Origin of the sequence: Cryobacterium sp. TMN-39-2 (assembly GCF_004402745.1) — a bacterium.
GTDB classification, from domain to species: domain Bacteria; phylum Actinomycetota; class Actinomycetes; order Actinomycetales; family Microbacteriaceae; genus Cryobacterium; species Cryobacterium zongtaii.
The window spans coordinates 21,993-34,875 of record NZ_SOFX01000003.1; the positions used below are offsets into that span (position 1 = coordinate 21,993).

A 12,883-nucleotide genomic window follows, 5' to 3' on the forward strand; every position below is an offset into this window, starting at 1 on the left:
TGGTGACCGAGGTCGCGACCGCGCCGTACGACGTGAAGCGAGAACTGCGCGCGGTGTACGCCCCGAAGAACCGGGACTGGGAGACGCTGGTGGTGCCGCCGCAACGCTTCCTCGCCGTGGACGGGTCGGGGAATCCGAACACGGCGCCGGCCTACGTTGAGGCCGTCGAGGCGCTCTACGCGGTGTCGTACACGGTGAAGTTCACCAGCAAGCGCGGTGGCGGCCGCGACCTGGTGGTGGGCCCGCTGGAGGGGCTCTGGTACGCCGACGACGCATCCGTGTTCAGTGCCCGCGACAAGGCCGCGTGGAGCTGGACCATGCTGATCAGCCAACCGGACTGGGTGAGCGACGGGGCGATCGAGGAGGCCATCACGGCGGCCCGCGGCAAGAAGAAGACGCTGCCCGCCCTCGACCGCGTGCGCATAGAGCGGCTCGACGAGGGACTCTGCGCGCAACTGCTGCACGTGGGCTCCTACGACGACGAGGCGCCGGCGCTGGCCCGGCTGCACGGCGAGGTGCTCCCGCAGGCGGGCCTCCGCGAGCGCGGCCGGCACCACGAGGTCTACCTGGGCGACCCGCGCCGCGTCGCGCCGGAGAAGCTCAAGACCGTGGTGCGGCAGCCGGTGTCGCCCGCATAGTTCCGCGAGTTACCCACCGGGGCAGCTCGGCTGCGGGTCAGCGACCGCCGCGGCGCTTGCCGGCCTGCGGGCTGGGGGAGTTGCGGGTGCGGCCGGCGCTCTGCGTCTTGCGCGCGGTGGCCGGTTTGGCCGCGGCCGCGGCGGCGCGCACCGCTTTGGCGGCAGCCTTGGCCTTGGCGGTCTTCTTTTCCTTCTTCACCGGCTCGTCGCCGGCCGCGACCGCGTTGGTGCGTGAGCTGTCCGGAGTGCGGCCGCGCACGATGCCGATGAACTCCTCCACGTCGGCCGTGGTGTCCACCGTGCGCCAGGCCAGTGCGATGCGGCTCTCGGCGGTGTCCTCCACCGGCTTGGAGACGACATCCTTGCGGCTGTGCAGGCGGGCCACCGAGTGCGGCAGGATGACGATGCCCACGCCGGCGGCGACCAGTTCCATGGTCTCGTCCATGTCGCGCATCGGCGGCAGCGGGCGGCGGCTGCCGTCGCGCACCTCTACGGCCGCGTCGCGCCACTCGGGGACGTCGTCGGGATCCTGCAGCAGGTGCTCGTCGACCAGGTCGGCCACGACCACGCTGTCGGCGTCGGCCAGGAAGTGATCCTTCGCCATCACCAGCACGGGGATCTCGTTGTACAGGTTGATCAGGCTCAGGCCGTCTTCATCGATGGGCAGGCGCACCAGGCTCACGTCGGCGCGGCCGTCGCGCAGGACGAGCTCCTGATCGGCGATGCTGGTGCGGAAGACCGAGAGCTCGACCTCCGGGCGCCGCTCGGCCCAGATGCGGGTCCATTTGGTGGGGGTGACCCCGGCGACGAAGGCAATGGAAAAGGTCACCGGCATCCTCTCGTGTGCAAAATCAGTGTGGGTGGTGGCTCCGCGGGCGCGTGCGACGTGCCGGCGGCGGGCCGTTTTGGTGGTGTCCGGGCGCAGGACACCGAAACCATAGTGCTCTCAGGCTATACGCTGGAACCATGAGCGAGAAGAAGCCCCAGACCATGAAGCCGGCCACGGCTGCCCAGAAGCTCGGGATTCTGCTCGAAGCAGCACCCGAGGAGTTCCAGTCCACGCCGGTGTCCCGCACCGAGCTGGCCGCCCTCGAGGCGAACCCGCCTGAGTGGCTCACCCAGCTGCGCGCCAACGGCCCGCACCCTAAGCAGGTCGTCGCCGCCAAGCTCGGCGTGTCGATCTCAGGCCTGGTGCGCGGTGAGGTCACCGAGCCGCTGACCAGCGCCGAGATCCAGGCACTGCTGCAGCAGCCGCCGGCCTGGCTCGTCACCGAGCGCGCCACCCAGTTCGAGGTGCGCGAGGAACAGATCCGCGTGAAGGACCGCGATGCTGAGAAGGCCCGCAAGAAGGCGCACGCCGAGCGTTTCGCCGCACAGAACGAGAAGGCCGCCCGCAAGAACTCCTAGGTCTCTGGTTTCACCGAGTTGCCCCGCCCCGGACGAGTTGCTCCGTTGGGACGGGGCAATTCGTCCGTTCGGGGGCACGTCGGGGCATCCGTGCCGGGGTGCGCCGGTCAGGCGGTCGGCACCGCCGGCGTCGCCGGAGCCGCGTACTGCTCGCGCAGGAACGCGACGATCTCGCCGAGTTCGGCCTGCGAGATGGAATGGCCCATTCCCTCGTAGATGCCCTCGGTGAGTGTGGAGTGCGCCGGCAGCCAGGCTTGGGTGCGGGCGACAGCGCCCTCGGGGATCACCGGGTCCAGAGTGCCGCGGCCCCAGAACACCGGCGGCGCGAGCTTTTTGAGCCGTGCGTCGCCCGGATGCGTGCCGCTGCCGATGAACCCGGACAGCTGCACCGCGAATGCGAACCGTTCCGGCGCGTGCCGCATCAGCTGCAGCGTCATGGCGCCGCCCTGCGAAAAGCCGAGCAGGCCGATGGACGTGGGCTGCTCGGGGAGGGCGTCGAGCCACTCGATGATGCCGAGCGCTGCCGCGTCGAGAGCGTCACCGACGGGATCGCCGGGCACCCCGATGGGAAACCACGACCAACCCTGACCGGCCGGCAGCGGAGCCCGCAGCGCCGCGATCGTCGGCTGCAGCGGCAAGTGCGGCGCCAGTGCGAACAGATCGCCCTCGGTCGACCCATAACCGTGCAGCACCAGCAGCAGCGGGCGCCCCACCCGGTCGGGTGCGGCGGCCGACCACAGCACGGCGGCCGGATCGATCGGCTCGGGGCGGATGCTGGTGGCCATGTGTCGGTTCCTCACGTCGGTGTCGACGCAGGTACAGCGCCGACTCCCTCAATCCTTCCACGCCCGCCCGAGACCCGCGGGGGTCTCGCGAACTGAGACCTAAGGCCCACGAAAGTGCCCTTTTCTCACAGCTCGCGGGGTCGGGGCGAGCGGACTCGCGGACCCCGGTGGTGCATCCGCGGCTCTCGTGAGTGAGAATGAACTATGAGCGTGCGCACCCCTGACCCCGATCCGGACTGGACGCCTGGCGGGGATGACGCACCGCCGCCCAACTCGAACCCGGGTTGGCTGAGCGATGTCGAGCTCGCCGAGATCCGCCAGCGGCTGCCGCTGCTGTACGTCGAGGCCGTGCCCGTGCGCGTCGACGGTCTGGGCCAGGTCGTCGAGGTCGGTGTGCTGCTGCGCGCCACCCCCGAGGGCAAAATGACCCGCACCCTGGTCTCCGGCCGGGTGCTCTACGGCGAGACCCTGCGCGACGCCCTGTTCCGGCACCTCGAGAAGGACCTCGGCCCGATGGCGTTTCCGCAGCTGCCGCCGAGCCCGGTGCCGTACTCGGTGGCCGAGTACTTCCCGATGCCCGGTATCACCGCGTTCACGGATGACCGTCAGCACGCCGTGTCGCTGGCCTACGTCGTGCCCGTCACCGGCACCTGCGACCCCCGCCAGGATGCACTCGAGCTCACCTGGATGACCCCGGAGGAGGCGGCCACCGACGCCGTCTCGGCCGAGATGGAAGGCGGCCGCGGTGGCCTCCTGCGCATGGCCCTGGCCTCGGTCGGCGCCCTGCGCTGACCCCCCGCATCCACCCGCATCCGCGAACTGTGACTTAAGCACCTTCGCGGGCGAGTTTTTGGGGCTTTTCTCTCAGTTCGCGAGGGGGGAGAGGCCCAGGGTGTCGAGGAACAGGCGGGCGAAGCGTGGGGCGTCCACGTCCAGGGCGACCTCCACGACCTCCCAGGCGCCCGCGGTGCCGTGCAGGATGTCTTCGCCCACCCGGCGACGCTGGTCCACGATGGTCTGGCCGCGACCGCACCCGGTGAGCTCCACCCGCACGGGCAGCAGCCGGGTGGTCAGCGCATCCGGGTCGACGAGCGCGCAAAGCGCCCCGGCGTCACCGATCAGCCCGGTGTACTCGGCCGCGCTGTTCTCGCTGCGGGCGACCCGGTTCGCCAGCAGCGCTCCGACCACCCGCCCGTAGCCGGAGTCGCCGGTCTCCAGCGCAGTTGCCAGGTCGCGGTCTACGCTCACCTGGTTGAAGACGTCCAGCCCGTACATGAAGGTGGGGATGCCCGCGTCGAGCACGATCGCCGCCGCCTCGGGGTCGTGCCACACGTTGAACTCGGCCACGGCAGTGGCGTTGCCCACGCTGGCCGAGCCGCCCATGAACACGATCCGTTCGATGTTCTCGGCCAGGTCGGGGTACTGGCGCAGCAGCAGCGCGAGGTTGGTCTGCGGGGCCAGGGCCACAACGGTCACCGGGCGGGGGCTTTCGGTGATGAGCCGGCGCATCAGCTCGACGGCGTTGACCGGCGCCGGCGTCCGCTCGCCCGGCGGCAGGTGCACGGTGCCCAGACCGCCCTCGCCGTGCACGTGCGACGCGCTGCGGGCCGGCGAGATCAACGGACGGCGGGCGCCGGCCGCGACCGGGATGTCGGGAGCTCCGGCGACATCGAGGATCCGCAGGGTGTTCTCCACGACCCGCTCGAGCGAGGCGTTGCCGGCGACACAGCTGATGCCGAGCACCTCGATGTCGGGGTGGGCGACGGCGAACAGGATGGCGAGGGCATCATCGACACCGGTGTCGACGTCGAGGATCACAGGAATCGTAGGCATCCCCTGATTTTACGGTGCCGGGCGTGGCTGGTGGGCGCGCGAAAGCCCGACCCCGCTGGGCGGGATCGGGCTCGGCTCAGGGCCTGGGTGGCCGGCTGCTAACGCTCGAGGCGCACCTCGCGGAATGGTTCGCCCAGCACCTCTTCGGTGCGCTCCTGGCCGTCGGGCAGGTAGCCGTTACGGGCGTAGAAGCGGTGCGCGCGAGGGTTGTCCGCGGCGACCCAGAGGTAGGTGGGGCCGGGATCGACGACGGCGTCGAAGAGGGCCTGGCCGATGCCGGTGCCCTGGTGGGCCTGCAGCAGGTAGACGAAGTAGAGCTCGTGCTCGGTGGGCTTGCCGGCGTCGCGGCCGGGGCCGCTGCCGGCGAAACCGACGATCTCGCCGTCGAGTTCGGCCACGACGTGGCGGTAGCCGGGGCCCTGCACCGAGAAGCGGCGCCACATTTGGGCAAGGCGTTCCGGGTGCAGCTGCGACAGTGCAGCCTGGCTGAGGATGTGGTCATAGGATTCGTGCCAGCAAGCCGCGTGGACGCGGCCCAGGCTGTCGGCATCCGTCTCAGTGACGGGCCGAACAACAACGGTGGTGTTCATACTTCGACCCTAACCCCGGCCACCGACCCCGCCGAACCATCCAACCGCCGGCCCCGCCCTGCCCCTCGCCGGCCCGGCCCGAGCGCAACTCCTGCACTTTCAACGGATGCGCCGGTGGCACCCCGGAATCACGCGGCGGAACCCCGGCCGGGCAGAGCTCTGCAGGAGTTATGCAGCCGGGGCCGGGGAACGACGAACGGGCCGGCCCCGTGAGGAGCCGGCCCGTTCGGGTCGTACAAGCAGTACGGGCTGACTAGCCCTGCGCGCGGCGTGGAGCCGAACGACGGGCGCCGCCGCCGGTGGAACCGGAGCCGCGCACCAGTCCGCCGACCTGAAGGCCACCGGAGCGGCCGGAGCCGCCGGTGCCCGAACCTGAACCACCCGTGCGGGGAGCGTGGCTGCGGCCGGAGGAGGCCGGACGCTCGGTGCGGTCTCGACGGGCGCCACCGGCGGCGACGGCATCGCCGCTGCGGCCGCCACGGCCACCGGCGTCGCGTGAACCGCGGCCGCCGTTGTCGCGCTCGTCACGGTTGACGCGCTTGCGCTGGGCGTTGGCGCCCTGCGAGCGGCCGCCCTGCGACTGGCCGTGCGGCTGCTCGACACGCGGCACCGGCTTGACGTACGCGGCCACGTCACCGGTGAGGGCGACAACGGCGGGCGACGACGCGTTCACGCGCTGCGGGGTCACCGTGATGGCGGCCTTGCGCAGCAGCTGGTCGGTGTCGCGCTTCTGCGCGGGCAGCACGATGGTGACGACGTCACCGGCGCTGCCTGCGCGGGCGGTACGGCCCGAGCGGTGCAGGTACGCCTTGTGCTCTGCGGGCGGGTCGACGTGGATGACGAGTTCGATGTCGTCAACGTGCACGCCTCGGGCGGCCACGTCGGTGGCGACGAGAACCTTCACGTCGCCGGCGCTGAACGCGGCGAGGTTGCGGTCACGGGCCACCTGCGACAGGTTGCCGTGCAGGTCGACGGAGGGGATGCCCGCATCCGTCAGCGCCTTGGCCAGCTTCTTGGCGTGGTGCTTGGTGCGCATGAAGAGGATGCGGCGACCGCTGCCCGAAGCGAGCTTCTCGATGAGCTCCTTCTTGCTGTCGGCGCCATCGACCTCGAACACGTGGTGGGTCATCGCGGAGACGTGGCTGGTGGCCTCGTCGACGGAGTGCAGAACCTCGTTGTGCAGGAACCGGCGCACGATCTTGTCCACGCCGTTGTCGAGCGTGGCCGAGAACAGCAGGCGCTGGCCGCTGGACGGGGTCTTGTCCAGGATGCGCGTGACGACGGGCAGGAAGCCCAGGTCGGCCATGTGGTCGGCCTCGTCGAGCACGGTGATCTCAACGGAGTCGAGGTTCACGAAGCCCTGCTTCATGAGGTCCTCGAGGCGGCCGGGGCAGGCCACGACGATGTCGACGCCGGCCTTGAGCGCGGCGACCTGACGGTTCTGCGAGACGCCGCCGAAGATGGTGGTGGTGTTCAGGCCGTAGGCCTCGGCGAGGGGGGTGAGCGCCGCGGTGATCTGGGTGGCCAGCTCGCGGGTCGGCGCGAGGATCAGGCCGAGCGGGCGGCCCGGGCGGCGCTTGCCGCCGGCGAGCTTGCCGCCGAGGCGGGACACCATCGGGATGGAGAAGGCCAGGGTCTTGCCAGAGCCGGTCTTACCGCGGCCGAGGACGTCGCGGCCCTTGAGGGTGTCGGGCAGGGTGTCGACCTGGATCGGGAACGGGCTGTCGATGCCCTGCGAGGTGAGCACGGCAACGAGGGGAGCGGGCACGCCAAGCGCGCCAAAGGAAGTTTCAGACAAAGTGGTGCCTTTCGGGGCATCAGTCTCCTCGCTCGAACCGGTGACGCACAGAGCGACGGCCGGAGCCAGGAGGATTCACATGGCGAAGGTGCCGATGGGCACATCCGTTCGCCGTAAGAAGGTTTCATTCGGAAATCGAGAGGGCCGCCAGCAACGAGTCGTACTCGGGCGAGGCGGCCGTCGATAAGAAGAGGGCGTTCTACGACGCAGTGAGCGCAACTACGCACTCACAAGTACCCCTACTCTAGCGGATGCTGTCAAGCGCGACGCCAGAATCCAGCCGTATCAGTGGCTGGCCGGGACTTTCGACTCTAGTCTCTGGGCAGGTACAGTTCGCCGACCGGCACCTCGGCGGTGACGATGTTGCCGGCCTGCGGCAACGGGCAGGCCCACATCGGGTCGTACGCGCAGGACGGGTTGTACGCGAAGTTGAAGTCCAGGATCAGGCTGTCGTCGCCGGTGCCCGGACCGAGGTCGGCGCCCTTGATGGTGTCCAGCAGGTAGCGGCCGCCGCCGTAGGTGCCGCCGGACTTGCCCGCGAGGGCGTCCTTGAGCGGCAGGAACAGGCCGCCGCCGTAGCTGGCGAGCCGCCAGAGGTCGAGGGAGCCGATGTAGGGCAGCCGCACGGAGCCGACCAGGTCGAACGGCACGACACCGTCGGTGCCGGTCTCCACCGTGATGCGCAGCGGCTCCGCTGCCCGGTGCACCTCCACCTCGAAGCGCCAGTCCGGGTCGTAAGCTGCGACGGTGAGCCCGGTGAACGCGGCCCTGTCGTCCGGCAGCAGCGGCGACGCCGGATGCCCGGCGAAGAGTTCATCGCGCCCGGAGCGCCAGAGTTCGTGGCCGGCGGCCGGCTTGCGCGCGCTCAGCTGCCGCACCCCGCCGTAAAGCCCGAACACGCGGCGGCGCCAGTCGGCGATCTGCAGGGCTCCGATGCTTGTGCTCATACCGTCAGGCTAACCCGTCGTTCCCGTCAGGGCCCTCGGCCGCGCCCGCGGCCACGAATGCGGGATCGTCGGCGCCCAGGTCGTACTGCCAGGTGGGCGCCAGGGCCTTGAGTCGACGCATCCGCAGCTGCCAGAACGCCCAGAGGCCGGGCCACACCGCCAGAGTGGCCGGACCGGCGGAGAAGATCAGCTGGTCGCGGTAGAGGGTCTTGCCGGTGCCGGCCGGGTCGGGGGAGATGGCCATGCGGTGGTCCCAGTGCGTGAGCGTCTTCATCGCGCCGGAGACGCCGTTGCCGTTGTCGTGCACGATGCGCACCCCGTCCTGGGTGGTGCGCATCTCCAGCCGGATCATCTGCTCGCCCAGTGGCACCAGGCCCAGACCGCTCATGGTCACCGGGTGCTCTCCCGGCGTCCAGCGGGTGGGGAAGCCTTCCGTTTCGAGGGAGGCGATGCTCATCAGCGGGCCGCTGACCTCGCGGAACACCGTGGGGCTCGCCAGGGCCCGCCAGGCGGCATCCGGGGTGCAGTCGAGGATCTCTTTCAGGAGTACGCGCATGCTCTCAGTCTGTGCTGTCAGAGCGATGCAGTACAACTGGTACGTGGCGATTCGGTACTGGCTCGGGGTGGTGCAGCAGGAGTATGTGCTGCGGAGCGTCGCCATGGGCCTGGCCCAGATGAACTTCGCCGCCCGCGAGATCCTCGAAAGCATGAACGAATCCGACGGGCTGGTCTACTACTCGCCCAAGACCGAATTCGAGGGCGAGCGACTGCGGCAGTTCACGGCGATCGGCTATGTCAGCGACAACGTGGTGGTGCAGGTGGGCGACTCCGGCAGCGAGTACCGGCCCTGGCGGCGACGAGTGCAATACGATCCGGCCGCCGAGCCCGCGTCCATCCGGCCGCTGCTGAAGGTGCTCGACCTCACCCGCGACGACCCCGACTGGGGCCGGCAGTTGCGCCGAGGGCTGCTGGAGATCAGCCGGCACGACTTCGAGCTGATCCGGGCGCAGATGCGTCGGCCCAGCGCCGACGACCGCCGCCGCTAGCAGCGCGGCCCCGCCGCCCGCCCGGCCTCGCGCCCGTGAGGCTTCGCTGCACCTCGTATGGCTGGCCGCGCCCGCTATAGCGGGCGCGCTGGGCCGCAGGAGGTGCAGTGAGCAGCTCGGGGTGGTCTCGGGGTGGTCCCGCTCCCTCCGGGCGCCGTCCGAAACGCGGCCGGGACCGGCCTGCCACCAGCCATTCCACCAGCTTCGCTCAATAGGATGGCCGCATGACTGATGCTTTGTGGTGGCTCCCGTCCGTCATCGTCCTCGGTGTGGTCGTGGGCGTCATCTGGCTGTTCGTGTCGGCGTCCCGGCGCAAGGCCCGCAGCATCCGTGCGGCCGAGAACGCCGAGATCGCCGAGCGGGCGCGCGCCGCGGCGATCAGCCTGGTGCGAGCGGATGACCTCATCGAGGCCGCCACCGACGAGCTCGGTTTCGCGATCGCGCAGTTCGGCGAGCGGGCCACCGCCGACTTCGCCGCCGCCCTCGACGTCTCCAAGCGCCAGCTGCGCGAGGCGTTCGCGCTGAAGCAGAAACTCGACGACGGTGTGCCGGACACCGACACTCAGACCCGGCAGTGGACCGAGCAGATCACCCGGCTCGCCGATGAGGCCACCAACCGGCTGAACGCCCAGACCCGCGAATTCGACACCAAACGGGTCGTCGAACAGAACGCCCCGCTGCAGCTCGAGCGGCTGCGCCGCCGCCTCGACCGGGCCACCGACCGGCTCGCCGGCGGCGCCGCCACCCTCACCCGGCTCGCCACCAGCTACTCCGCGTCGGCGCTCGCCTCGATCAGCGACAACGTCGAACGCGCCCGTGCCGCCATCGAGGTGGGCCTCCGGGCCGCGGATGCCGCCGACGCGCGCCTGGTCGCCGGGGTCACGGAACCGGTCGGTGAGCAGGTCAGCGCCGCTGAGCAGGCCCTGTTCACCGCCACGGCACTGCTGGACGCCATCGAAACCGGGGAGGACGAGCTGCACGTGGGTTTCGCCAGCCTGGGCACGGCCCTCGCCGCGGCCGAGACCGAACTCGCCGAGGCGCGGGCACTGCGCGACAGGCACGAGGAGTCCGACGCCAGCGCCGACCTCAACCGGGTGATCGCCGCCTCGGATGCGGTGGTCGCGGAGCTCCGTCGTCCCGGCCGGGTAAGCGACCCGTCCGCCGACCTTGCCCGGCTGCGCGAGGCCCTCGACGGCCTCGACGTCACCCGCTCCGAGGCCCGCAACCGGCAGCTGCGCCGCGACAACGCCCGCGAGGCCTACGTGGGCGCCCGGCTGGCCGCACGCAGTCAAATCGGCATCACCCGCGACTTCATCACCGCCAACCGCGGCCGGGTCGGCGCCGGCGCCCGCACCCGCCTGGCCGAGGCCGAACGCCAGCTCGCCCTCGCCGAGGCCGAAGCCGACCCGGTGACCGCGCTCGACGCCGCCCGCCGGGCCATGACCCACGCCACCGACGCCGACGCCCTCGCGCACTACGACGCCCGCTAGCTCGCCGACTTGCCCACCTTGGGAGTGGTTCTGCCCGCCGACAGTGTCGCCCGGTGACGAGAATCCCGGCCGGGAGAGCACCGCGCCCGGTATTCTGAACCGGTGAGCGACGCCGAGCCCCAGATCAAGTACCAGGTCCGATTCGACTGGGGCGTCGCCGGCTTCCAGGCCCTCGCCGCCGAGGCCGACGTGGTCGTGCTCGCCGACGCCCTGCCCGCCGTGGATGTCGCGCGCGGCTTCCCCACGCCGCTCGGCGCACACACCGTGATCGCGGCCGACCTCGCCACGAGCACCCTCGTGGCCGACTGGGCGCTGGCCCGCCAGACCGAGAAGGGTGACCGTTTCTCAGTGGGGGTCGTCGCGGTGGGGGAGCGCCGTGCCGACGGCACCATCCGCTTCGCCATGGAAGACCTGCTCGTGGCCGGCGCCGTGATCGACGCCCTCGCCGAACGGGGCATCGACCACTGCTCGCCCGAAGCCGCCGCCGCGGCCGCGAGCTTCGTGGGCCTCAAGCGTGCCGTGAAGCACCTCGTGAATGCCTCCGAAACCGGTCAGGCCCTCGCTGAAACCGGCCGGACCGCAGCGGTCGCCGCCGCACTGGCCCCGGCCACGGATGCCGCGGTCGCCGTCGTCACCGACTTCACCTTCCCCGCCTGAGAGCAGCTACTGGCGCTCCGGAGCCGCGACGGCCAGCGGAGTCAGGGTCAGTGACCTGACCACCGTGCTGCCGTCAACGGATTCCACGCGAAGGCCGTTGGCGCCCGGCTCCCCGAAAGCCAGCGAGCTGAGGGTCTGCCGGCCGCCGTCGGCGAACACTTCCACGGAGGAATAGTCGACGAAGATGTCGAGGTCCACGGCGCCATCTCGCAGCGGGCTGGACACCCCGCGGACCGCCCGGTACAGCTCCGGCATGGTGGCTGCGGCCGCATCGGCATCCCGGGCGATGAACACGTTCTGCAGCGCGAAGTCATAGCCGACGGTGACAAAATGGCCGCCGCCGTCCTTGAACTTCAACCGCACTTCCCGCGCCGGGCCGGCCTCGTCGGGCGACAGGGTCACCTGCAGCCGATAGGAACCGGTCCCGGGCTGCGGCAGAGTATCCGAGTCGCCGGGCGGCAGGACAGTCGTTTCGGCGGTTATCGCCTCCCCGCCGAGTTCGGAAAGAGCATCCACCGGTTGCGAAACGAGGGTCGCGGCACCGTCGAGGTCCACCAGCCGGATGCTGCGCACGATCGAGAACATCCCGCCCTGCCAGTCCGTCGTGGGCAGGTCGCCGGCGTACCCCCAGTTGTTCAGCCAGCCGATCACGTAACGGCTTGCCAGTCTCTCCTCGGCGCTCTCGCGGGGGTCGTCCCAGGTCACCGCGGCATAGAAGTCCGCCCCGTCATCCAGCCAGCCCGGAGCCTCGCTGTCGGGCGTGAACGATGTGCCGTTCCAGTCTCCCGTCCAGTAAGCCAAACCGGTGGTTTTGTCGTACTTCGAGCCGTGGGCGCTGGCGGCCAGCACCCAGCGGGTGTTCGCCGGGTCCCCGTCCACGGACATCTGGAACAGGTCGGGGCACTCCAGTGTGCCCAGGTCGTCCCGCTCGAAACTCGACACGTAGGTCCACTCGGTGAGATCCGGCGAGGTGTAGAAGCCGACCTTGGCTCCCTCGGCGAGCACCATGACCCAGACCTGACCGGCCGCATCCCAGATCACCTTCGGGTCGCGAAAATCCGTCGTCCCAGGGTTCTCCATCACGGGGTTCGCCTCGTACGAGGTGAAGGTGTACCCGTCGTCCGTCGAATAGAACAGGGACTGACGCTGGATGCCGTCGGCCTGTTGGGTCATGATCGCGATGACCGCTCCGGCGCCGAAACCGGCGGTGTTGTCGACGTCGATGACCGTGCTTCCGGTCTCGATGTCACCGAGGCCGTTGCCGTATTTCTCGATCGCCACCCCCTCGTCCTTCCAGTGCACGAGGTCAGTGGAGGTGACGTGGTACCACTCGGTGCCGTTCCCGTTGGGGTAGTCGGCGTTGTAGAGGTAGTAGTAATGCCACACATCGTCAAGGAGGAACGGGCGTTGCGGGTCGTTCATCCAGTTGTGCGCAGGCGTGAGGTGCAACGCCGGGCGGTAGTCGGACCAGTCAGTCGGTCGCTCGAATTGCCGGGCGTCGGTGGGCTGAGGCGCGGGCGTCTGCGACGACGTGACGGGTGGCTGGGCGGTAGGCCGCGCCAGCAGCGCCCACGTTAGGGCGCCGGCCACCGCGAGGACCACGACGGAGGCGATCACGATGAGGCGGGCACGCCGCTTCTTCCCATCGTTCTTTCCCGTCGGGGTCCCGGCAGTGGCCGGCGAGCTCTCCAT

14 protein-coding genes are annotated in these 12,883 nt (G+C 70.3%); 6 read left to right on the plus strand and 8 right to left on the minus strand.

Annotated features, from left to right (window positions below):
* Positions 1-2: 2 nt before the first annotated feature.
* A complete protein-coding gene (locus tag E3O57_RS00265; RefSeq protein ID WP_103459266.1) occupies positions 3-638 on the plus strand; it encodes a GyrI-like domain-containing protein in 636 nt (211 codons plus the stop codon).
* A gap of 37 nt (positions 639-675) precedes the next feature.
* Here the strand turns inward: E3O57_RS00265 and E3O57_RS00270 are convergent, their stop codons facing one another.
* Positions 676-1,473 (minus strand): LysR family substrate-binding domain-containing protein, encoded by a 798-nt coding sequence (locus tag E3O57_RS00270; protein ID WP_103478886.1) that lies wholly within the window; start codon positions 1,471-1,473, stop codon positions 676-678.
* A 131-nt stretch (positions 1,474-1,604) separates the two neighbouring features.
* Here E3O57_RS00270 and E3O57_RS00275 point away from each other — a divergent pair, with 131 nt between their 5' ends.
* Complete coding sequence (locus tag E3O57_RS00275) at positions 1,605-2,045, plus strand: DUF5997 family protein (protein ID WP_088457244.1); 441 nt, start codon at positions 1,605-1,607, stop codon at positions 2,043-2,045.
* Between the two features lie 107 nt (positions 2,046-2,152).
* Here E3O57_RS00275 and E3O57_RS00280 read toward each other — a convergent pair whose 3' ends face one another.
* Entirely contained in the window at positions 2,153-2,830 is a 678-nt protein-coding gene (locus E3O57_RS00280) for an alpha/beta hydrolase (RefSeq protein ID WP_103478887.1), read from the minus strand.
* 204 nt (positions 2,831-3,034) lie between these two features.
* Here E3O57_RS00280 and E3O57_RS00285 point away from each other — a divergent pair, with 204 nt between their 5' ends.
* Positions 3,035-3,622 carry an NUDIX hydrolase family protein gene (locus tag E3O57_RS00285; protein ID WP_088457242.1) on the plus strand — a complete coding sequence of 196 codons (588 nt, stop codon included), beginning with the start codon at positions 3,035-3,037 and terminating at the stop codon, positions 3,620-3,622.
* A 72-nt stretch (positions 3,623-3,694) separates the two neighbouring features.
* Here E3O57_RS00285 and E3O57_RS00290 read toward each other — a convergent pair whose 3' ends face one another.
* The 5 genes from E3O57_RS00290 to E3O57_RS00310 all read right to left on the minus strand — a co-directional run bounded on the left by E3O57_RS00290 (position 3,695) and on the right by E3O57_RS00310 (position 8,554).
* Positions 3,695-4,663: a nucleoside hydrolase gene (locus E3O57_RS00290; protein ID WP_103478888.1), complete on the minus strand. Its 969-nt coding sequence runs from the start codon at positions 4,661-4,663 to the stop codon at positions 3,695-3,697.
* Between the two features lie 98 nt (positions 4,664-4,761).
* On the minus strand, positions 4,762-5,253 hold the full coding sequence (locus tag E3O57_RS00295) for a GNAT family N-acetyltransferase (RefSeq protein ID WP_088457240.1): 492 nt from the start codon (positions 5,251-5,253) through the stop codon (positions 4,762-4,764).
* A 253-nt stretch (positions 5,254-5,506) separates the two neighbouring features.
* Positions 5,507-7,051, minus strand: a complete 1,545-nt coding sequence (locus tag E3O57_RS00300) for a DEAD/DEAH box helicase (RefSeq protein WP_088457239.1) — start codon at positions 7,049-7,051, stop codon at positions 5,507-5,509.
* A 311-nt stretch (positions 7,052-7,362) separates the two neighbouring features.
* Positions 7,363-7,998, minus strand: a complete 636-nt coding sequence (locus tag E3O57_RS00305) for a DUF1684 domain-containing protein (RefSeq protein WP_088457238.1) — start codon at positions 7,996-7,998, stop codon at positions 7,363-7,365.
* Positions 7,999-8,002: 4 nt separating this feature from the next.
* The gene (locus tag E3O57_RS00310) at positions 8,003-8,554 is read right to left on the minus strand and encodes a hypothetical protein (protein WP_174776291.1); all 552 of its coding nucleotides are present in this window, start codon (positions 8,552-8,554) and stop codon (positions 8,003-8,005) included.
* A gap of 25 nt (positions 8,555-8,579) precedes the next feature.
* Between E3O57_RS00310 and E3O57_RS00315 the strand changes: the two genes are divergently transcribed.
* The 3 genes from E3O57_RS00315 to E3O57_RS00325 all read left to right on the plus strand — a co-directional run bounded on the left by E3O57_RS00315 (position 8,580) and on the right by E3O57_RS00325 (position 11,191).
* Positions 8,580-9,044 (plus strand): EVE domain-containing protein, encoded by a 465-nt coding sequence (locus E3O57_RS00315; protein ID WP_088458116.1) that lies wholly within the window; start codon positions 8,580-8,582, stop codon positions 9,042-9,044.
* Between the two features lie 224 nt (positions 9,045-9,268).
* Positions 9,269-10,534 carry a hypothetical protein gene (locus E3O57_RS00320; RefSeq protein WP_103478889.1) on the plus strand — a complete coding sequence of 422 codons (1,266 nt, stop codon included), beginning with the start codon at positions 9,269-9,271 and terminating at the stop codon, positions 10,532-10,534.
* Positions 10,535-10,636: 102 nt separating this feature from the next.
* Complete coding sequence (locus E3O57_RS00325) at positions 10,637-11,191, plus strand: 2-phosphosulfolactate phosphatase (protein ID WP_103459128.1); 555 nt, start codon at positions 10,637-10,639, stop codon at positions 11,189-11,191.
* Positions 11,192-11,197: 6 nt separating this feature from the next.
* On the opposite strand, the gene E3O57_RS00330 is transcribed toward E3O57_RS00325, so the two are convergent.
* On the minus strand, positions 11,198-12,883 hold the full coding sequence (locus E3O57_RS00330) for a glycoside hydrolase family 32 protein (protein WP_103478890.1): 1,686 nt from the start codon (positions 12,881-12,883) through the stop codon (positions 11,198-11,200).

Bases quoted from the DNA above. Each gene is read 5' to 3' on its own strand.
- E3O57_RS00270 (WP_103478886.1), bottom strand. From the start codon at position 1,473: ATGCCGGTGACCTTTTCCATTGCCTTCGTCGCCGGGGTCACCCCCACC.
- E3O57_RS00275 (WP_088457244.1), top strand. From the start codon at position 1,605: ATGAGCGAGAAGAAGCCCCAGACCATGAAGCCGGCCACGGCTGCCCAG.
- E3O57_RS00280 (WP_103478887.1), bottom strand. From the start codon at position 2,830: ATGGCCACCAGCATCCGCCCCGAGCCGATCGATCCGGCCGCCGTGCTG.
- E3O57_RS00285 (WP_088457242.1), top strand. From the start codon at position 3,035: ATGAGCGTGCGCACCCCTGACCCCGATCCGGACTGGACGCCTGGCGGG.
- E3O57_RS00290 (WP_103478888.1), bottom strand. From the start codon at position 4,663: ATGCCTACGATTCCTGTGATCCTCGACGTCGACACCGGTGTCGATGAT.
- E3O57_RS00295 (WP_088457240.1), bottom strand. From the start codon at position 5,253: ATGAACACCACCGTTGTTGTTCGGCCCGTCACTGAGACGGATGCCGAC.
- E3O57_RS00305 (WP_088457238.1), bottom strand. From the start codon at position 7,998: ATGAGCACAAGCATCGGAGCCCTGCAGATCGCCGACTGGCGCCGCCGC.
- E3O57_RS00310 (WP_174776291.1), bottom strand. From the start codon at position 8,554: ATGCGCGTACTCCTGAAAGAGATCCTCGACTGCACCCCGGATGCCGCC.
- E3O57_RS00315 (WP_088458116.1), top strand. From the start codon at position 8,580: ATGCAGTACAACTGGTACGTGGCGATTCGGTACTGGCTCGGGGTGGTG.
- E3O57_RS00320 (WP_103478889.1), top strand. From the start codon at position 9,269: ATGACTGATGCTTTGTGGTGGCTCCCGTCCGTCATCGTCCTCGGTGTG.
- E3O57_RS00330 (WP_103478890.1), bottom strand. From the start codon at position 12,883: ATGGAGAGCTCGCCGGCCACTGCCGGGACCCCGACGGGAAAGAACGAT.